At 60.2% G+C, this 21088-nt stretch carries 18 protein-coding genes; 6 read left to right on the top strand and 12 right to left on the bottom strand.

The window, feature by feature from the left end; all coding sequences use genetic code 11:
• Positions 1-134: 134 nt before the first annotated feature.
• The 3 genes from KF757_13905 (at position 135) to KF757_13895 (ending at position 6340) form a co-directional block, all read left to right on the top strand.
• Positions 135-2753 carry a hypothetical protein gene (locus tag KF757_13905; protein MBX3324071.1) on the top strand — a complete coding sequence of 873 codons (2619 nt, stop codon included), beginning with the start codon at positions 135-137 and terminating at the stop codon, positions 2751-2753.
• Between the two features lie 80 nt (positions 2754-2833).
• A complete protein-coding gene (locus KF757_13900) occupies positions 2834-5416 on the top strand; it encodes a hypothetical protein (protein ID MBX3324070.1) in 2583 nt (860 codons plus the stop codon).
• Between the two features lie 333 nt (positions 5417-5749).
• Positions 5750-6340: a hypothetical protein gene (locus tag KF757_13895; GenBank protein MBX3324069.1), complete on the top strand. Its 591-nt coding sequence runs from the start codon at positions 5750-5752 to the stop codon at positions 6338-6340.
• Positions 6341-6447: 107 nt separating this feature from the next.
• Here KF757_13895 and KF757_13890 read toward each other — a convergent pair whose 3' ends face one another.
• From KF757_13890 to gluQRS, 4 genes are all read right to left on the bottom strand, one after another.
• Complete coding sequence (locus KF757_13890) at positions 6448-7101, bottom strand: hypothetical protein (GenBank protein ID MBX3324068.1); 654 nt, start codon at positions 7099-7101, stop codon at positions 6448-6450.
• A 521-nt stretch (positions 7102-7622) separates the two neighbouring features.
• The gene (locus KF757_13885; protein ID MBX3324067.1) at positions 7623-8867 is read right to left on the bottom strand and encodes a SpoIIE family protein phosphatase; all 1245 of its coding nucleotides are present in this window, start codon (positions 8865-8867) and stop codon (positions 7623-7625) included.
• Between the two features lie 36 nt (positions 8868-8903).
• Positions 8904-9539 carry a DUF192 domain-containing protein gene (locus tag KF757_13880; protein MBX3324066.1) on the bottom strand — a complete coding sequence of 212 codons (636 nt, stop codon included), beginning with the start codon at positions 9537-9539 and terminating at the stop codon, positions 8904-8906.
• Complete coding sequence (gene gluQRS, locus KF757_13875) at positions 9509-10486, bottom strand: tRNA glutamyl-Q(34) synthetase GluQRS (protein MBX3324065.1); 978 nt, start codon at positions 10484-10486, stop codon at positions 9509-9511. Before gluQRS ends, KF757_13880 begins: the two co-directional genes overlap by 31 nt.
• A gap of 73 nt (positions 10487-10559) precedes the next feature.
• Here gluQRS and KF757_13870 point away from each other — a divergent pair, with 73 nt between their 5' ends.
• The gene (locus KF757_13870; GenBank protein ID MBX3324064.1) at positions 10560-10838 is read left to right on the top strand and encodes a 4a-hydroxytetrahydrobiopterin dehydratase; all 279 of its coding nucleotides are present in this window, start codon (positions 10560-10562) and stop codon (positions 10836-10838) included.
• On the opposite strand, the gene KF757_13865 is transcribed toward KF757_13870, so the two are convergent.
• From KF757_13865 to KF757_13840, 6 genes are all read right to left on the bottom strand, one after another.
• Positions 10831-12471 (bottom strand): SpoIIE family protein phosphatase, encoded by a 1641-nt coding sequence (locus KF757_13865; protein ID MBX3324063.1) that lies wholly within the window; start codon positions 12469-12471, stop codon positions 10831-10833. The genes KF757_13870 and KF757_13865 overlap by 8 nt on opposite strands.
• A complete protein-coding gene (locus tag KF757_13860) occupies positions 12468-14018 on the bottom strand; it encodes a hypothetical protein (GenBank protein ID MBX3324062.1) in 1551 nt (516 codons plus the stop codon). The genes KF757_13865 and KF757_13860 overlap by 4 nt, the downstream gene beginning before the upstream one ends.
• 223 nt (positions 14019-14241) lie before the next feature.
• A complete protein-coding gene (locus KF757_13855) occupies positions 14242-15132 on the bottom strand; it encodes a hypothetical protein (protein ID MBX3324061.1) in 891 nt (296 codons plus the stop codon).
• Entirely contained in the window at positions 15129-15725 is a 597-nt protein-coding gene (locus KF757_13850; protein MBX3324060.1) for a sigma-70 family RNA polymerase sigma factor, read from the bottom strand. Before KF757_13850 ends, KF757_13855 begins: the two co-directional genes overlap by 4 nt.
• Positions 15726-15853: 128 nt before the next feature.
• The gene (locus KF757_13845; GenBank protein ID MBX3324059.1) at positions 15854-16246 is read right to left on the bottom strand and encodes a hypothetical protein; all 393 of its coding nucleotides are present in this window, start codon (positions 16244-16246) and stop codon (positions 15854-15856) included.
• A gap of 168 nt (positions 16247-16414) precedes the next feature.
• Positions 16415-16735: a hypothetical protein gene (locus KF757_13840; protein ID MBX3324058.1), complete on the bottom strand. Its 321-nt coding sequence runs from the start codon at positions 16733-16735 to the stop codon at positions 16415-16417.
• Between the two features lie 277 nt (positions 16736-17012).
• On the opposite strand from KF757_13840, the gene metG reads away from it, so the two are divergent.
• A complete protein-coding gene (gene metG / locus KF757_13835; protein ID MBX3324057.1) occupies positions 17013-18740 on the top strand; it encodes a methionine--tRNA ligase in 1728 nt (575 codons plus the stop codon).
• An 81-nt stretch (positions 18741-18821) separates the two neighbouring features.
• Here the strand turns inward: metG and KF757_13830 are convergent, their stop codons facing one another.
• Entirely contained in the window at positions 18822-19127 is a 306-nt protein-coding gene (locus KF757_13830) for a hypothetical protein (GenBank protein MBX3324056.1), read from the bottom strand.
• Positions 19128-19135: 8 nt separating this feature from the next.
• Entirely contained in the window at positions 19136-20422 is a 1287-nt protein-coding gene (locus KF757_13825; GenBank protein ID MBX3324055.1) for a S8 family serine peptidase, read from the bottom strand.
• On the opposite strand from KF757_13825, the gene KF757_13820 reads away from it, so the two are divergent.
• Positions 20421-21041, top strand: coding sequence for a hypothetical protein (locus tag KF757_13820; GenBank protein MBX3324054.1), 621 nt, complete (start codon positions 20421-20423; stop codon positions 21039-21041). The two genes, KF757_13825 and KF757_13820, sit on opposite strands and share 2 nt — an antisense overlap.
• Positions 21042-21088: the final 47 nt, after the last annotated feature.

Below are 21088 nucleotides of genomic sequence, written 5' to 3'. Positions count from 1 at the left end.
ACGAGCCAGGAGCCCAGGTCGCCTGCGGACCGGTGAAATTTTACCACCCATTTTTCTCCTTTCATAAGCAAATGACGCTGTTTTCGGTATACTCAGGTGCTCATTACGATCGCTGGGTCCACTTGGAGTTGAACATGAGTCTGACATGTCGCGTGCTGCGAAGTCTCCGCCGCATAGTGCCCTTCTGGATCGGCATCGGTGCCTTCCAAATAGGCCTCGCGACGTTGATAAGCCCATGCGCATGGGCCGAGGACTCTGAGCCTCCGCACTGGGCTCAAGGCGTTTTCTGTCTGCCGGGGACCGTCGGCAGCGTCACAGCCGCCATCACATGGGACGACGGGACCGGGCCGGCACTGTACATCGCTGGGAATATCTCCGAGGTCGCCTGCCTCGCTCAGGTCAATCGAATCGTCCGTTGGGACGGCCAAACCTGGTCAAAACTCTCGGGCCCGAACGGCGTCGGCGTCAGCGACAGTGTTGAGGTCATGGCAATCTTCGATGACGGTTCCGGTCCCGCCCTCTATGTTGGGGGCAAATTCCTCACCGCTGGAGGGGTGCCCGCAAACCGCATCGCTCGCTGGGACGGACACGAGTGGACGCCGCTCATCGGGTCGAGCGGCGACGGCAGCAACGGCGTCGATGGGGAGGTCCGCGCCTTGGCAGTGTACGACGATGGCTCGGGCCCAGCCCTCTATGTCGGCGGCGAATTTGCCAATGCCGATGGAATCTCTGCAAACAACATCGCACGCTGGGATGGGAGCGATTGGACCCCGATCATCGTTCCCGGGGGCAACGGCGTCAATCAGCGCGTCACCGCTATGGTCGTCCACGACGATGGCTCGGGTACCGCGCTCTATGTCGGAGGGTACTTCTCCAATGCGGGGGGATCTGCGATCAACCGCATCGCCCGCTGGAACGGCAGCGTGTGGTCGCGCGTCGCGCAGAACCTCATCGCCGGTATGTCCGATGCTGTTCTGACATTGGTGGTCCACGATGACGGCACCGGCCCCGCGCTCTACGCTGGCGGAGCATTCCTCTCAGCTGGGCTAACGCTCGCCAATCATGTCGCGCGATGGAACGGATCATTCTGGACTCCATTGTCCGGCCCCTCGGGTACAGGCGTCAACAACATCGTCTGGTCGCTGACCTCGTTTGACGACGGCTCAGGACCAGCCCTCTACGCCGCAGGCGGCTTCTACTTTGCCGGCGGGGTACGGGCCAACCGAATTGCAAAATGGAACGCATCGGGCTGGTCGCCTGTCAATGGAGCCACCCTTGGGATCGGACCGAACAATCAATCGGACACGTCTCACGCCAGAGTTGTAATCGTATCTGATATTGGTCCAGATCCTGCCCTTGTCGTAGGCGGCACCTTCTCAACATCGGGCGGATTGGAAGTGTCCAATCTCGCTCTTTGGAACGCTCAAGGCTGGCTACCGATCCCGACGGACGGAGGTGCCGCGCTCATTGGCGTCGTCAACACGTTTTCGGTCTTCGACGATGGATCCGGACCTGCTCTCTATGCTGCCGGAGATTTCCGCAGCAGCGTTTCCCAACCACTCGATCGCGTTGCTCGATGGAACGGTTCGGCATGGACCCCACTTGCCGGGCCAGGCGACACGGGACTGAACGGCCCTGCACATGCATCAATCGTCTTCGATGACGGCTCGGGTTCGGCCCTCTACGTCGGAGGCAGTTTCTCCCAGGCAGCAGGAGTGACCGTCAACGGCATCGCCCGATGGAACGGCGCCGCATGGTCGCCTCTCTTCGGACCTGGCGCGCCAGGAGTCGGCGGAACCACAGGAGTCAAAGCCATGGCCGAGTACAACGACGGCACCGGTGCTGCACTCTATGTCGGCGGCTCGTTCAACACCGCAGGCGGAGAGTTGGTCAACAGTATCGCACGCTGGGACGGTTTCGAATGGTCACCCCTGAATGGAACAAGCGCCGTCGGTACAAGCGGCTCCGTTGCAGCCATAACAGTCTTTGACGATGGAAACGGACCCGCTCTCTACGTTGCCGGCAACTTCGGAAGCGCTGGAGGCATCAGCGCCAACAAAATCGCACGATGGAATGGCGTGACATGGACCGCGCTCCACAATACCGGCTTCAATAATTCCTTGTTCGCCGTTACGGTGTTCGACGACGGCACCGGCCCGAACCTGTATGTTGGGGGAGACTTCACTTCTTTATTGGGCCTCAATGCCTCTCGCGTCGCGCGATGGGATGGCACGACGTGGTCGCGGGTTGGTGGCGGGTTGAATGGTGTAGTCAACGCTCTCACAGTCTTCGACGACGGCTCTGGATCCGCGCTGTATGCCGGCGGTGAGTTCTTGACCACAATCAACGTTCGGGTCAATAACATCGCCCGCTGGAATGGTACGAACTGGGACCCGCTGAGCAACGTTGAAGCTCCCGACGATCCGGGTGTGTACAGCACTGAGGGCCAGAAACGCGTACAAGCCATGACCGTCTTCGACGACGGTACACACCATTCGCTCTACGTCGGAGGCCTGTTCATGGTCGCTTCAGGCGTGACCTCTCCCAACACCGCCGTGTGGCGAGCGTTCCAGGACGTCAAGACATGCCTTGCCGACCTCAACAACGACGGAATTCTGGACTTCTTCGATGTTCAGATGTTCCTCAACCTCTATGCTGGCCACGAACTAGCCGCCGACCTCAACAACGACGGTACCCTCGATTTCTTCGACGTTCAGTTGTTCCTCAACGCATACGCAGGCGGTTGCCCATGATCCGGCACCACAGTCGCCCAGCAACATCCGCACCCCACGCTGTCTGACCAATCAGTCGCCACCAGAGCCCGGAGCACACTATGTACGCACGTTTCCTCCTCGTCGCCATCCTCGCAATCGCCATCCGGCCTGCCTTCGCCGATTGCCCCGAGCCTTGCCAGCCCGCGTGGATGTCGCACACGTTTTGCCCGCGCACTTCAAATGGCCCTGCTACCGCCATGCTTCAATGGGATGATGGTTCCGGTGAGGCCGTCTACGTCGCTTGGGCATTTACCAGTTTCGGATGCGGCGAAACCAACATCGCGCACATCGCACGCTGGAACGGTTCAGCCTGGTACTTCCTGACGCAGGGAGGGAGCCCGATGCGGAACAACCTGGGTGCCGCAACAATCCGCTCCCTTGTCGTCCATGACGACGGTACTGGACCCGCTCTCTACGCCGGAGGCGACTTTACCCATATCGGAGAACTCGAAGTCAATGGCATCGCCCGATGGGACGGAGTGCAGTGGTCCGCAGTAGGCGGAGCGCCGAGTCTCGGCGGAGATTCCGTCTACGCGATCGCTTCCTACGACGACGGCTCCGGACCCGCACTTTACATCGCAGGCGATTTCACACATATAGGCGAAATTGAAGTCAATGGCGTCGCACGCTGGGACGGGGCGCAGTGGTCCGCTCTAGCCGGGCCCGGCGGTATCGGCGTCGACGGAAGAGCACTTGCACTGGCCGTCTATGACGAAGGCGACGGACCAGCACTCTTCGTCGGCGGATCCTTCCCGACCGCAGGCGGCGTCGCCGTAGGACATATCGCACGCTGGGACGGAAACCAATGGTCCGCACTCGAAGGCTCAGGCGGCACCGGACTCAGTGGCGTCGTCGCCCCCGTCGTCAATGCCCTTATTGTCTTCAACGATGGATCAGGGCCATCGCTGTTCATTGGAGGAAACTTCATCTTCGCTGGAGATCTTCGCGTCAACCGAGTCGCAAAGTGGAATGGCCAGAACTGGCTTGCCATGTCAAACTCGCTCGCCACCGGAGTGGGCAACATCGTTCTGACCTTCGCTGTTTTCAACGACGCCTCCGGACCAGCCCTCGCCGTAGGAGGCTGGTTCACGACCGCAGGAGGAGTGACCGTCAATCGCGTTGCAAAATGGAACGGCACCTTCTGGTCCGCGCTCACCGGAACCGGAGGCACCGGCACCACCACCACGGTTCGCGCGCTCGCATCATTCAACTCTCCTCAAGGCTCTCAACTCATCGTCGGAGGCGACCTCACCGCTACTCAAAACAACTACGTCATCACGCAAATCCGCATGTGGAGTGGTACCGCATGGACAACCCTCCCCGACCCCACGGGGACCGGGATGAACAACACCGTCTTCGCTTTCGCATACTTTGACGACGGCACCGGGCCCGCTCTCTACGCCGGCGGGGGCTTTACCATTATCGGAGGCACCACCGTCAATCGCATCGCCAAATGGAACGGCTCGCAGTGGTTGCCACTCGTCGGTCCTGGTGGAACAGGCACCAACGGATCCGTGCGTGCTATGACTGTCTTTGATGATGGCAACGGCCCCGCTCTTTACGTCGCAGGCGATTTTTCCACCGCCGGCGGAATCACCGTCAACCGAGTCGCACGTTGGAATGGATCCCAATGGTCCTCTCTCACCGGTCCCGCCGCCGTCGGTCTTGCCGGCTCCGGGTCACAGGCCATCGCACTTGCTGTCTTCGATGACGGCACCGGGCCCGCGCTCTACGCTGGTGGCGTATTCACCACCGCAGGAGGTGAAACCGCAAACAACATTGCACGATGGGACGGAAAACAGTGGTCCACACTCACCGGCACCGGTGGAATTGGCGTCAACAGCGCAGTCAATACGCTGCTCGCATTCGATGACGGCTCCGGGCCAATCCTGTATGCTGGCGGTGCATTCACCACCGCCGCAGGAGTGACCGTCAACCGCATTGCAGGCTGGGACGGCAAGCGCTGGTACGCATTAACCGATGGCGGAGGCACCGGCGTCTCAAGCACTGTCACCGCTCTGGCGGCCTTTGACGACGGCTTGGGAATCGCATTGTATGTCGGAGGCTCATTCGCTTCTGCAGGTGGTATCACCGCAAACCGGATCGCAAAGTGGGATGAAGCCGGTTGGTCCCCGCTCTACGGACCCGGTGCCAACGGCGTCACCAGTTCCTCGGTTCTCGCGCTTTCAACCTTTGACGACGGCACTGGAACCGCTCTCTATGCAGCCGGAAATTTTGTCGCTGCTGGAGGCATCACTTCGAACTACATCGCCCGCTGGAACCGTAACGCATGGTCACCTCTGCAAGGGCTAACGACCGTCGGCACATCCGCTGCTGTTCACGCCCTCATCACCATCCCCGATCCCAACACCGGACTCTCAAATCTCTATCTCGGAGGCGAGTTTCTCAGCGTCGGTGGCTACATCTCCGAACGCGTCGCACAATGGAATGCATGCCCGCCCGATCCTTCCTGCGGCCCTGCCGACCTCAACTGCGATACATTGCTCGACTTCTTCGACGTTCAGGCATTCCTCAACGCATACGCCTCAGGCAGCCTTGCCGCCGACTTCAATGACGATGGCATCCTCAACTTCTTTGATGTGCAGGCATTCCTGTCTGCGTTCGCGGCCGGATGCCCATGATTCTGCTCATTCTCCAGCATAGACCCATCTTCTCAAGACCTTCACCCTAAGCCCCCGTGTAGGCTTCGAAGAATCAAGCAGCGCCGGCGGGAAGACCGGCAACCGGCCTGCGAACGTAGGGAGGCCTGCTCACAATCTGGTGTGATAGCCCCCATGATCACGCCTCATTTTGGCGCGATTGTGCGCTTTCTCGCCCGACTTGTGCATACGACGCACGCACGCGGGCGAAACCGCTACTAATGAACCGCGATCGGGCGCTGCCTCTGTGCGCAATGCCTGCAAGGACGGCAGGATGTGGCGTTCACCAAACTGGAGCGAGAGAAAGGGAAAGACATGTGCAAGATTTCAATACTGACTTTGACAGCCGTTGCTTCCGCTGCCGCCAGCACCGCAGTCAGCAACGTCGTGTGGGATGAATCCATCAAAGGCTCATTCTCATCCGACGGCTTCGCACCCACGCAACTCGGTGTGTTCTCGCTCGGTGCAAACCGAGTCCTCGGCACGCTTGATGTCATGCCCGACATCACTCCCGACTACTTCTCGTTCGAAATCGCGGCTGGTCAGCAACTGGCAGCGATTATTCTCGAACGCTACGCCCCCGCGTCCGGCGAGCAGCAGCAATCCTTCATCGCGCTCCAGGCCGGGCCTCAAGTCACCAGCGAGTTCGATACCAGCGTGTTCCTCGGTGCCACACTCGTGGGAGGCCTGCCCGAATCGCTCGAGGGCGAGGACATCCTCGATGATCTCGCCACTCCGCTGTTCGGCGGACAAGGCTTCCTCCCGCCTCTCGGCCCCGGCATATACAGCATCTGGTTCCAGGAAACAGCCGAAGCAGTGGGCTACACCCTCGCATTTGTAGTGGTTCCTGCACCCACATCGGCGCTGGCGCTTGTGAGTCTTGGACTGTGGCGTCGCCGGCGTTAAGCACAAAACGACAGCACGCGGGGGTCAGGCCGCGTGAGGTCGGAGAAGAGAGAGAGAGGGACATGAAACGACCCGCGGACGGTTGGGCCCGCGCGGCCGATGTGCGTTCAGGCACGGCGACGGCGGACCAGCAATCCGCCCGCAGCCAGAAAGGCCAGTGAGCCCGGTGCAGGCACCATCGTCGCAACAATGCTGCCCGACGACATAAACGAGAAGCCCGCGAAATCCAGCGAGTCGAGCATGTCCGGCGCGAACCCCACGCCATTCGTCCAGTCCTGCAGCACAAAGACCCACGACTCGCCCACCGAGAAGATGCCATCCGCAGCACCGCTCTCAAAGATCAGTGGCGTGTTGCCGCCCACGCTGTCAATCTTGACCGCAAGCCCGTGCGCCCCGGCCGGGCTCGTCACCGACACGCCATAGCCGTCGTAGTTCGAGAAGAAAGTCTCAACGTTTCCAACATAGAACAGATCCGTCCAGGCACGCCCCGAGATGTTCGTAATGCGAATCTCAACATTCGGAATGTTCGGGCTGTCAGTCATCGGGCAGGCCGTCACAGACGAGAAAGCCCACGAAGCCGTAATGCGGCACGTCGTCGGAAACATCGGAGCCCGTCCGATTTCTTCGACAATCATCAGCGTGCCATGATTGTCGCAATTGTTCGGATCGTCAAAATACGTTCCATTGACAGGGAAGGCCAGGGCCGGAGCAGCCAGAAATGCTGTGGCGGACATGATCGAGGCAAGTTTCACAATCTTCATGATGCGGTTCTCCAGTTGCAAAGGGTGTGTTGATGCGGACACCATCCCTCTGCAGCCGCAGTACCGTTTCTCTCAGATGTCGCACAAGTTTTTTTCTCGCCCGCGCCGCGCTCCCACCACGCCCGCGCACTCATGCAAAAGAAGCCACGCGCACTTTCGCACGCGTGGCTCTGAGAGTTGAGAGGAGAGAGAGTCAGAAACGAGAAAGACATGAATCAGAAACTTGAGAGAGGAGAGACTTGAGAGAGGAAAAGTCGGGTCAGTGATTGGTATGGGTCAGTGGTCGGCCCTCCTGCGGCGGCTGGCCGCGTAACCCCCGAGCCCAAGCATGTCAAAGCGGGCTGACGTGGGGCAAAGCATGAACGAAACTCCCTGCTGAAGCATGGTGCCCAGCCGCGTCACACAACACATGCGACGCTGGCGGTTGTTGTCACCAGACCTCTGCTGCACGCCGCAGAATCTCTCAGCTGCATCGCACAATTTTTTTCAGGATTTTCGACTTTGCACGAATTCCGCCAGCCTCACGCCGCCTCGCGCCCAACCTTCGCCCGCCTCGGCCTCAAAACGAGTGCCGTCAGATCATCCGTCTGATGCAGCGACCCCAACTGCGCATCAAGCGTCTCCCCAAACCGCATCGCCGACGCCTCGAAACTCGACCCGCAGCAGTCCCTCGCAAAATCCATCAGCCTCTCCAGATAGTCCTCGTTCGTCAGCCGAAGCGAATACGCATCCTCCGCCGTTCGCGGAAACGCCGACTCAAACCCATCGCTGAACACCACCAACGCATCCCCAGCCCCAAGCCTCACCGCCTGCTGCGTGAACACCGCATCATCAAAAATCCCCAGCAGAGGCCCTTCCGTCGTCACTCGCTCAACACCCCGGCTCCCCACCACCATCGGCGCCGGATGCCCCGCACCCGCAATCACCGCCTCGCCCGACCGAAGATTCAAAACCCCATACACCCCCGTCGCAAACCGCGACCCCGTCACGTTCCGCTCCACCATCTCCCGGTTCAGCGCATCAAGCACCACGCAAGGCTCCAGCACCGCGCCCGCCTCATCCTTCATCTTGATCGATCTCGCTATGAGCAGCGTCAGCAGCGCCGCAGGCACTCCATGCCCCACCGCGTCCGCCAGAAAGAACCCCACACGCTCTTCATCCAGCCTCGTCACCTCAAACAGATCACCGCTCACATACCCCGCCGGACGACAGATCACCGCAAGATCCAGCCCCTCAATCGTCGGCCCACGTCGCGGGATCAACTCGCTCTGGATCTGCGCCGCAAGCGTCAACTCCTCCTGCATCTGTTCCATCTGATGTGCAAGCCCCGCCTGCGAATGCAGCACCGCGTTCTTGTCCCCCTTGAGCGACTCCACCGCAGCCTGCCGCTCAAACAACGTCCGCAGCATCACACTCACCAGCGCAGGGTCCGCACGCCGCGAACGCACCAACACCCCCGCAGGAGCGTGCCGCGCCATCACTTCCGGCTCGCCCGCCAGCACCACCATCGGCAACTGCTCACCCGCCACGCGATCAAACGCCTGACACAGCAGCGCACTCCGGTCCCCCAACTCGTGCCACAAAACCAGCACCGCGCCTGCCGGAATCTGATACCCACGATCCACCACCGTCTCCAGCGTCGCACGCCGGATCGTCGGCCTCGGGTCCGGCCACGCACACACCACCTGCTCAACCCACCCCGGACAAGGCCCAGGATGCGCACTCGAACAAATCACCAGCACTATCGGACGTCTTGCTCCACTCACGCGCACATCCTCCACCCACATGCACGCGCTATCGGCTCAACGGGCAAGCTTCTTCAGCCTCGCCACGTCCAGCGGTATCCGATCCCCCACATTCACCTTCAACTCGTCTTTCAAACCCCCACGAATCTCAATCACAAACTGCGCCGCAAGCCGGCTCGAATACCGCGTCAACCGATCCTCATACTCAAAATCCGACTCATCCTCCCCCTGCGGCTCCTCCACCGGCATCGTGTGCATCGCCGTGATATACCCATCCTTGTCCAGAAAAAGTATGTCAATCGGAACCAGGCAATCTCGCATCACAAACGCACGCCCACGCGAATCCGGAAACACAAACAGCATCCCCCCATCACGCGCAATCTCCGTCACGCCCCCCAGCCCACGCAACCGCGTCGGATGATCCGCCGCCAGTTCCAACCAGAACTCACGCCCCGCAATCTTCACCTGCTCAAAAACCTTCCCATTCGTCGCACGTTGTGTCAGCGCACGCTGCACCTCCGCATCACTCGTCGTCGCAATCGACGAATCATGGTTCGCCTGACACCCGCTCGGACCTGTCGAAAGCACCACCACCCCCACAATCACCAGCAGCAGCATCAGCGTCGCCGCCGCTCGCGCCACGCCATTCACCTTCTTCCCGCTTACACGCCGGATGTGTTGTCCATCAACCATGCTTCATCCTCCTTCCCGAACACCACGTCTTCCCGCGGCATCCGTTCCAGCACAAACTTCGCCGCAAACTCCGCAGCCGACATCGCCGCCCCGCCTTCAACCCCGCTCCATCGCGCTATCAACCCCACAATCGCAGCCGCACTCACCCCCATCTGACGATAGGTCGAAAGTCGCGTGTCGCCATGCCGCTTCGCAAGCCGCCGCCCATCCGCCCCACGCACCAGCGGCAGATGCGTATATCTCGGCCTCCGTCCAAACCCCAGCGCCTCCTGCACCAGCACCTGACGCCCCGCCGATCCCAGCAGATCATCACCACGCACCACTTCCGTCACGCCCTGCCTCGCATCATCCACCACCACCGCCAACTGATACGCCGGCTGCCCACGGCGCGTCCACACCACAAAGTCCCCCACCTCGCCCGCAACATCCACCCGCGTCGCGCCGCAAAACCCATCAACAAACTCCACCACCCCCTCATCCACCACCAGCCGCCAGTTCGTCGCCTCATCATCAAACCGTGCGTTCATCGCCTCAGGCCTCAACTCCCGCCCAAACCGCACCTCATGCACACCCTCCTGCGGTGCCGACGCCGCCGCCTCAACTTCCCCTCGACTCAGCCCGCACGCATACACCCGCCCGCGCGAAACCAACCTGCGCATCGCCTCCCGATACACCTCCACATCATCGCTCTGCACAAAAGGCCCTTCATCCCAATCCAGCCCCAGCCACGCCAAAGTCTCGATCGTCTCCTCGATCGCCCCCGCCTTCACCCGAGGCGTGTCAAGATCCTCAATCCGCAGCACCACCCGCCACCCACGCTGCCGCGCAAGTGCCCAGTTCACCACAAACGTCCGCGCATTCCCCAGATGCAACGCCCCCGTAGGCGACGGGGCAAGCCGCGTCACTCCGCACGCACACTCGGCCGATGTTCGCATTTGCCCGTTCATTTCAGCGCTCACAGGCTACACTCTTCCTGCATCGGCCGCGTGCTCAGCACCGCCGAACGCACGGAGGGACTTCATGACCAGACTCACCGACGCCGAACTCCACGAAGCACTCGCACAACTCCCCGAGTGGTCCGAGTTCGATGGCCAGATTCAACGCACCTTCGGATTCCCCGACTTTGTCGAATCAATCAAGTTCGTCAACGCCGTCGCCGACTACGCCCAGCGCGCCCAGCACCACCCCGACATCCTCATCCGATACAACAAGGTCACCCTCACCGTCTCAACTCACGATGCCGATGGCGTCACCGAAAAAGACTTCGCACTCGCCCGCCACGCCGACGCGCTCATCTGAACCTCATCACCACGATCGTCTCGTCGTCATTCTGCTCCGCAAGCCCCGCGAAACGACGCATGTCCCACACCAGGTGGTCCATGATCCGCTCCGCGCTTGCCTCGCTCTCTTTCCCCAGAATCTGCGCCAGCGATTCCTTCAGCCTCGCACGCCCATACCGCTTGCCCTCAAAGTTCATCCGGTCCAAAACCCCGTCCGTATACGCAACGATCGTGTCCCCAGCCTTCAACTCGATCGTTCGGCTCTCATACGTCTGCTGCGCCAATACCCCCACCACCAGCCCCGTCGCATGCAACTCCACGATCTCCGCGCTCGACCGACCACCCGCAGGCATCAGCAGCGACGGATCATGCCCCGCAGACCCATACGTCAGCGTCCGCGCTTCCGGATCAATCACCCCGTACCAGATCGTCGCAAACTCGTGCGTCATCGTGTCCCGACACATCGCACGATTCACACGCCCCAGCAGCGACCCCAGATCCTCCTCATCATCCGCATACGCCCGCAGCGAACTCCGCACCGCGCTCATCAGCAGCGCCGCACCGATCCCCTTCCCCACCACATCGCCGATCACAACACCAAGCTTCCCGCTCAGTTCGATCAGATCATAAAAATCCCCACCCAGCTCAAAACAAGGCTCACACCGCGCAGCAATCTCGAACCCACGCAACACCGGCATCGCCTGCGGCAGCATCCGCATCTGTATATCCGTCGCCAGCGACAACTGCCTCTGAATCCGCTTCTCTTCCTGCTCAATCTCCACCATGCGCGCCTGGTGCACCGCCGCCCCCGCCTGCTCGCCCAGCGCACGAATCAGACCCCGATCCAGCTCGCTGAACACACGCACCTCACGCCCATACAGCCGAATCAACCCGATCAGCCGCCCCCCGAACACCAGCCCCGCACTCAAAAAACTCGCCAACCCCTCCTCGCGACATCGCTCCGGGTTGAGCACATGCTCATCACTCAACAGATCCGACACCGCCACCACCTCGCCACCAAGCACGCGCCGATCAAAAACCCGACGACGACTCAGCGGCAGCGGACTCGTCAGCCACGCCTTCGACAAATTCCGGCTCACCGCCAACCTCAACTCCGCCTCATCATCTCGCGCCGTAAACCCATCCGCATCACTCGGAAACAAAACCAGCGAACCCGCATCCAGCCCCAGCGCCGACAACGCCGAATCCAGCGTCGCTTCCAGCACACTCGTCAAATTCGCACTCGACACCAGCAGCGAACTCAACCTCTGCAGCGCCTCAAGCGCCACCACCCGCTGCCGCAACTCCAGCACATCGCTGCACAACTCCGACGCCGTCGACGCCACCAGCCTCATCACACTCGCCAGCCGCTCATCCCCATCTCCCGCCAACGGCGCATCAATCCGCCCGATCACTTCGCCCGCAACCACCAGCGGCGCCGACAACTCCCCCGCCTCCATCGAAACATCCGTTTCATCAATCCGCCACCCCGCAGCCCCATCGCTCGCCACAATCCGCCGCCCACGCTCATCGCGCAGCACCACCGCACGCTTCGACAACGCCCCAATCTCGTCGCACAACCGCGCGAGATTGCCGTCCGTCAGAAACTCCGAAAGTGAAATGCCTTCAGTCTGTGCGCCGACTTCGTTCATCCGCCCGGGCTCTCGCTCCACACCTGCTCCAGAAAGTCCAGCAGACGCTGATCCTGCCCGTCCTCAACCGTCGGAGAATCATCCAGCGAGTACTTCAGCGCACGTCGGCTCGCCGCAAGACCATCCTCCAACAAACCGCGATCCCGCGTCTGATACCCGATATACGCCAGCAACGCCCCCGCCGCACGCCCAAGCCTCAACTCCCTGAGCCGAGGCTGCTCGCCCTCACGCACCTTCCCCGCATGGTCCATCAACTGCTCACGCACCTCCGCCAATCGCTCTCCCGAAGGCATCAGTCGCCCCTCGTACCGCGTCGTCGCAACCTCCGGGTTCGACAGCAGCACCGTCCGCAGGTTCACCGCCGCAGACAAGAACATCCCCGCTCCGATCTGTGCATTGATCCGCCCGAACTGTGCCGAAACATCTCCAGGCCTGATCGTGAGCGCATGCGCAAAACGCTCCTCCGCATCAAAGTATCGCCCGCTCGCCAGCAGCGTCTGCCCAACACGCATGTGCTCCGCATACACCCCCAAAGCATCCGGTGGCACAAACCCCTGCACCGGCGCCGTCGCACGCAGCAACCGCTCCACCGTCTCAGCATCCGCACGGAACGGCCCTTCAAACCCAGGACGCACCGCACCGCTCGTTTCCCCTTCTACCGGCGCCGCAGGCACCGCAGGCTGCATCAACTGCTCACGCAACTCGATCAAGCGACGTTGCCAATCAGGAATCGTTTCTTCCCCCGGTGCAGCCGCTGCAGCCGCCGCAGCCTCTTCATTCTGCACCCGCAGCCGCTCCAGCAACGCCGCATAACTCGTCTCAATTCGATGTGCCGGCATCGCGCCCGCAGTCGTCTGCACCAACTCATCCGAGCCCGTAGGCCCCGACGACATCTCCACCCGTCGCACACCACGCAAACTCGAAGCCGTCACCCCAACCACCTCGCCACTCTCAACCTGTTCCCCACCCAGCAGCACCGGCTGATACCCACGGTTCACTTCATACGCCGACGGCGCACGCAGCGCCCACATCATCGTCCCCTGCTCCTCAAAGTCCGCAACCGGATTGCGCGCCAGTGTCGCCGCATCCCCAACCCCGCTCGGCACACCCTGCGGGTTCATGTACTGCCCTTCCCCACGCCCATACGTCAGCGATCCAACCAACCCCTGAGGCGGCCTCTGCCCGGTCGATAACGCAAACTGAAACTGCAACGCCTCCGTACCACGAATACCCATCCCCGCAAGTCCCGAGTACATCGAATCACGTCGGAACGCAAACAGGTCATCCGACCCCAACTGCCCGCTGAACTCCCCAGGAGCCCGATACCCCACATCCCCGCGAAAACTCATCCCACCCGGAGCATTGCCCGTCGCAATCGCATTGCGAAACCGAATCTCATCCGCAAGGTTCGGACGCTCATAGTTGAACCGCGAATGCGTCGACAAATTCGAATCCAACGCACGCCCATCGCCCAGCGCATCCTGCCCGACAGCAAGACCAGCACAAGTCACCAGAACAAAACCCAAAATCATTTCTTGCGCACGCATGGCAGAACCTCCATATCAAATTCTACTCGGCTGCTCTAGCACAAGATCGGTCCGCCCCCCGAGTATCCGTTGATTCTGCACCCCGCACGCAACCCCATAACTGGGAATAAGCCGGGAATAAACACCGACAACCGTCCTCCACTCCCCCACCAATCACAAAACAAAAGAAACTGCATCCCGGGGGAAACAGTTGCACCAAGTCGCCCGCCACCAGATTCCGCCTTCACAAACCTCGCGTCGGCATCGCAAGCCCCAACAAACTCAGCATCCGCTCGCACCCTTTCACTTCATCAAGCACCAGCACATACACCAGCCCTCCCTCGACCCACGAAAAAATCCGCGTCCCAGGCTGCCCGCAAGCCTTCGTATTCACCACGTACGTCTTGCCTTCCACCATCGGCAACTGCCCCGTGAACGACGTCACAAACAAACTCAGCGTCGGACCCACATCCGGCTGAAGCATCACATGCGCCGAAGGCCCACCACCCGGTATCTGACAAGACCCCGCTCCCATAAACTGCACCGCTCGCTTCTGACAATCCGGTATCACGACTCGCCGCGCAAACTTCTCCGCAAGCACGCCCTCAGCCTCTAAAGCCTCATGCAACACCAACTTCTCAGCACGCAAAGACTGATCCTGCGCTGTCCGCGCGTGCTCCGCAGACACAAACGACACCAGTTCCTGCCTGAAGGCCTGCTGCGAAGCGTCCAGCGGCACATTCACAATCGAGAATGCCTGCCACAAAATCCCCGCCATCAAACTCAGCACCACCGCCGCCGCCATCGCACCAACCACCTGACGCCGTTGCCAGAACCCTCTCTTCCGCGTTTCCTCTGCCAGCGCATCAACCCGCTCACTCGTCATGGCCTCTGCCTGAATGGCTGCACGAACACGCCCCGCAAGCCCCGCAGGCGTCACAACCGCGCCCATCACACGCCCAATCGACTCGTGCATCCGCCGCTCGAACGCGATCGACTCAACCAACTCAGGCTTCTGCGCCACCAACGCTTCAAGCGCCTCCGCCTGCGCAGGAGTCAGCTCGCCGTCCGACGCCAGACGCACCAACGCGCCCTCGCTCAAAATCTCGTCAGGATTGTCACGCAAGTCACTCATGAAACATCACCGCCGTCTTCCTGCTTCCGCACGCCAACCCCAAGATCTCGCGCCAAGTCTCCGTTTGCGTTCAGCGCATCCGCAACCAACTTCCGCGCACGATGCAACCGACTCATCACCGTCCCGATCGGCACATCCAGAATCATCGCAATCTCGCGGTACTTGAGCCCATCCACGCCCCACAACATCAGCACTTCCCGATACTCGTCTTTCAGACCGTCGATCACCCCGCGAAGTCGACCGTCCACATGTTCCCAGTCCAGACTCCCCTGATCCCACGCCGGAGGCGCATCGTCCGGTGCCCGTTCCGTGCTCGACGCCGTATAAAACTCTTCCACAGCCTTCGGCTGCTTCGCCGCACGCTTCACCTTCGTATAAAAAACGTTGTGGCAGATCGCAAACAACCACGCACGCATCCCCCCACTGCCCACCGACTCCTCGAAACGCTCCACCACCGCCGGACGCATCGCACGCACATACACATCCTGCACCAGATCCTCGGCGTCCTCGGCCCGGCGCGTCAGGTGAAACGCCATCCGATACACCGCGTCCAGATGCTCCAGCGCGAGCTTCTCGAACTCGACACGCTCCAAAGAGACGTCCCTTCATAAACGATCAGAACAACCCTAATCGCCAGACTCTTCCCGCCAAATCCGATCGCCGCCACCAAAATCTCTAATTCCACCTCCGATTATTGCCCCCTTGGAGCCTCACCAACCCGTCAGCGACCAAACGGCCACCATCTGCGAAGGTCGTGTTTCGTATAAAACTCCACACACTGCTTGGGGCCATCATAAAAAAACGCACACTCTGACAGAACATCCCGACCCACGATCGGCATCGGATGCTGTCGAGTCGCACCCTCGTGATTCGCAGGCAGAACGCCCACCTCGAGCGTCGGAACCAGCACAAACTCCTCCCAAGGCCTGTTCCTCGCCATTTTCCGCATCACATTGACAGAAACAACAAACAGTTCCACCGTTGTCGACCCAGTCATCGGTTGCCACACCCGCGTCACTCCGACAGAGGACAGTCCCAGTCGCTTGACATATTCCTTCGGAACATACGTCCTGTCTGAACCCGTATCAATCAGTGCGCTGACTGGGCTTAACACTGTTTTTTCGCCTTGATGCGGCCGGCCAATCTCGCGATGCGCTTTCGCGACAGCGGAACTCAGGCCCACCACAATCTCGATAAGCGGGCGCCCATCAGGTTTCAAAAAGGGGATCGGATCAGGCCTCATCCCGCACAGCATACAAAGACTTGGCGAACAGAACGAGAATCAACGCACGCGAATCACAGATTCTGACGAACTCACGCTCTCGCTCTCGCTGTCAACATAAGCCAGATGCGAAAGCACTTCGATTACTTCTTCCGCAGCGATCTGCTGCATGAAATACTGTTCCCCAAGCGCGCCCTTGACCCCAATCTCAACGGCATCTTCCAGAGTCTTGCCGACTCCGAGTTCTTCGTTGCCCCTGAACACCGCATACTGCCCTTTGAGCCCAGCCTTCAGGTAGCCCTCGCGGCGCCTCAGATACGCCAAAAACTCTTGCCTGAAATGCTCCGGAAAATCCGGAAACTGCTCAATGTCGCAACTCATACGCTTACCTCTTGCTCGCGGCTCATTGTGCGCATGAGGCCGCCCTATACACAACTCGAAGCCATAAGAGTTTTCTCAATCTCTCGTACCGCCAGCGCCCTCCCGAGCACTATACCTTCATTTTACCACAAAAACCGTGCTATTCAAGGGTTTTCCCTGATGAAACCCAAATGAATCCGCCAAACGAGCTCGCGAACTTATCCACACCTCATCACACGCTGTTTATCGAACCGACTATCACACGAACGTCGATTTCCCCCCGCCTAAACTCCCTCCCATGACCCCCTTCTACGTCACAACACCCATCTACTACGTCAACGACCGCCCACATATCGGCCACTGCTACACCACCCTCATCGCCGACGTCACCGCACGCCTGGCCCGCCTCCAAGGCCGCGATGTCTTCTTCCTCACAGGCACCGACGAACACGCCGAAAAGGTCGTCACCTCAGCCGCCGCACACTCCATGACCCCCCTCCAATGGGCCGACCTCAACGCCGATCGCTTCCGCGACGCCTTCGCCTTCATGAACTTCTCCAACGACGACTTCGTCCGCACCACCGAAGACCGCCACAAAACCCGCGCCAGCTCCTACATCCAGCGCCTCGTCGACTCCGGCGACATCGAACTCGGCGACTACGAAGGCTGGTGGGACGCCTCCCAGGAAGAGTACCTCACCGAAACCACCGCCAAGGAACACGACTACAAAAGCCCTGTCACCGGCCGCCCACTCGAAAAGCGAACCGAGCAAAACTACTTCTTCCGCCTCGATCGCTACGAAGCATGGCTCCGCGCCGAGATCGAGTCCGACCGCATCCGCGTCCTCCCCGAAGCACGCAAAAACGAAACCCTCAGCCGAATCCGTCAAGGCCTCCAGCGCATCCCCGTCTCACGCCGCATCAAGCCCGGCGACCCCGACTGGGGCGTCGTCATGCCCAACGACCCCGAGCACCGCGTCTACGTCTGGATCGAAGCCCTCTGCAACTACCTCTCCACCGTCGACACCCCCACCCGCCGCAAATACTGGCCCAAAGACGCCCAAGCGCAAGCGCGGGCGCAAACTCCCCTCCCCATCACCCACCTCATGGCCAAGGACATCCTCTGGTTCCACGCCGTCATCTGGCCCGCCATGCTCCGCGCCCTCGGCGAGCAACCTCCCGCCACCATCTACGCACACGCCTACTTCATCGCCGAAGGCAAGAAAATGTCCAAAAGCCTCGGCAACTTCATCGAGATCGACCAGCTCCGCGCCTACGCCGAACGCTATCACCTCGACGCACTCCGCTGGTTCCTCGCCACCCAGGGCCCCATCGGCGCCACCGACGCCGACTTCGCCTACTCACGCTTCATCGACGTCTTCAACGCCGACCTCGCCAACGGCATCGGCAACGCCACCAGCCGCGTCTCAAACATGATCGAAAAATACTTCGAGAGCACCATCACCCGCGACTGCGACGGGCGCTTCGGCTTCGAAGGCGGCAAAGCCCTCCAACTCGCTCTCCAGGCTCGCGCCAACACCGGCAAACCCGCCCAAGGCCCCATCCGCACCTTCGACTTCCCCGCCCTCACCACCGCCGCCGTCACCGCCGCTGCCAACGCCCTCGACACCATCGACCTCCAGACCGCGCTCGCACAAGGCACCGCCCTCGTGCGCGCCGTCGATGACTTCATCTCCTACAGCACACCCTTCACCCTCGCCAAGCAACTCGACACCATCGAACACGCCGACAAAGCCCTGGCCACCATCCTCTACTCTTGCGGCGAAGCACTCCGCATCGCCTCCCTCCTCCTCTATCCCGCCATGCCCGAAAAAATGGCCGACCTCTGGCGACGCTGGAACTGCAACCACCTCACCAGCCCCGAAGACTGCAACTCCCCCTTCGTCGCCCCGCTCGACCAACTCGCCCAATGGAACGGCCCCCACAGCCTCAAAATCGGCCAAACCATCACCAAAGGCGAAGCACTCTTCATGCGCGCCGACCCCGCAGAACCAGCGCCCGCCTGAGTCATCCCGTCAAAAACCATTGGCCTCAAGCCCACTGCATTGCATCCGTTCGCGCTTTGTAGACCTCGGCGTATTTGTCGCTCACTCCTCGAGATAGCTATTCATGAAGATCCCAAGATCAGCCTCAGTATGCTCTCCATCGAGATCAAGGTCAGCCGTCACATCGCCCTGGCCGTAGGCGATGAGAAAGTCGATGGCGTCGAGCGTGTCGATGTTCTCGTCGCCGTTGAAGTTTGCAGGAAGCGCCATCTTGATAACATATTCGACCGCCGCTCGCGCATTGACCAGGCCGTGGCCGGTTTTGGCGTCGTAGCCGGGATCTTCGATGTCGGTCGCGGTAACTTCGAGAATGTGCTTGACCTGCTCGAAAGTAAGTTCTGGGTTCACGCGCAGCATCAATGCAATAATTCCCGCGACCTGCGGAGCAGCAAATGATGTGCCATCGGGGCTACCACAGACAGGATCGGGAGGCGATATGTCAACGGGTCTGCACCATCTGGCAAAGGATATGTGCAGTTGATGTCACCCGGAACTTGAGGGCAACAGGCAACATCATACAAGGGATTGATTCGCGAGCAGCAATGCCAGTACTCGCCACTCAGGCACGCGCCGCCGACCGCCATCGTCTTCGGATGCATGGCGATACCTGACTCTATAGCATGTCCGGAAAACGACGACATCGGTTCGCAGCGTTCCTCGTCGTCAGAAGCCTCCCAGCACGTTCCGTTATAGTTTCCAGCGATGGCGACGATGATGCAGCCTCGGTCATAGGCATCCATAATGGCCGCAGCGATTGGATTCCCAGTACACGACAGGCCGCTGAACACGGAAGCGGGCACCTCGTTGGACATGGAGATGATGCGAGCCCGAGGTTCAGGCAGCCAGGCCTGCGTGACAAAGTCCCAGCCCGCGGCATACTTGATAGCGTCGGCAATAGTATCTGGAGTTTGAGAACATAGATATCTATGCGATGTTAATTGACAACTTTCATCGTAGATGCCTGCGAAAACGCAAATGACAAGTACGCTGCAATCCCAACATGAGCCAGCCATCCCCGTTTGATTGACATATGCCGCTCCAATTCCAGCTACCAACGAGCCGTGCGGTGCCAGAAGTAGGTTTGGGCCTGTGTCCTCTGGTACACTTACGTCAAATAATGAGGTGTCGCAATCACATGTGATGGGACTTCCTGACGATCCATCTTCAAAAAATGAGGTACTTTCGTCGTGAATCTTTGATACACTCGATCCCGGAGGCCCTCCGAATTCAACATGGTGCAGGTCAATGCCGGTGTCGATGAACGCAATCACGCGACTTGGATCAGTAAGATCCACCGTCGGCGGGTTCAGCGGGTTGTAGCCCACCAGAGCCCAGGCGTAATGCGTCTTGGTTGTCACGATCCAGTGCTGCCCGTGCGGAAACTGCTGCGAAGGCGCGAACAGAGGCTCAGAGACCAGCACCGGTTGAATCTGCTGGAACCCACCTCCCTGACCGAACGCCCCCCCCACGAGCACCGATATGGACCCAAACACAAGCAACATGACTGCGAGAATTTTGCGGCGCATCACAGTTTGATCCTCCAACTTGCTTGACAGATCCGCGAGTTGAATGCACCATAACGAAGAGTCTGGCGGTGTGCAAGCAGAAATCTGATACTTTCGTGAAATTGGAAAAACATCCATGCATCGAATCCGAACCACCGTCATCGTTGCTGCCCTGACGATACCTTTTGTAGCCTCGACTGCCACAGCAGATACTGTGTTCCACACATGGATCGAGGCTCCGGCCGAAGTCATGGTCGGCGACACCTTCACGATCTCGGTCTGGACATCGCTCCATGGATCGGTTCTCCATCAAGGTAATGTTGCGTTTGCTGGGTTCCAGCTGCACCTTACTTCATCTGGAATACAGGTCGAGTTTTCGGAGCCGTTCGACTTTGGAGTTCCGGAGTACGATGTTGGCACACCAGCAGATGGAAGCGTGTTTAACATCGGCGGATATCAATGGTGGCATACGCCATGGAACGAACTCAATTGGGAGAATCCGATCCGTCTCTTTTCCGCAAATGTCCTTGTGGGTGCAGCCCAATCTGGCACTTTGTCGATTGAGCCGACCTTATGGGCTAGCCTGCCGTGGATGACCGGCTGGTACCTGGATGTTCCGAACTCTCAAGGTATTCGCGACGACGACCCCGGCTCCACCCGCATCATCACCCCCGCCACCATCCGCGTCATCCCCACCCCAGCCTCCGCGATGGTGCTGGCTTTCGGCTCGTTTGCCTTTGCATGCTGCAGGCGGTGAAATCCGAGGCATGTGATATCCGGCCAATCCGACTGACCACTCTGATG

The sequence above is a fragment of the Phycisphaeraceae bacterium genome (genome assembly GCA_019636795.1).
Lineage (GTDB): Bacteria > Planctomycetota > Phycisphaerae > Phycisphaerales > UBA1924 > JAHBWW01.
The sequence above is the reverse complement of the archived record's forward strand: the minus strand, read 5'-3'. Positions and strand labels throughout refer to the sequence as shown.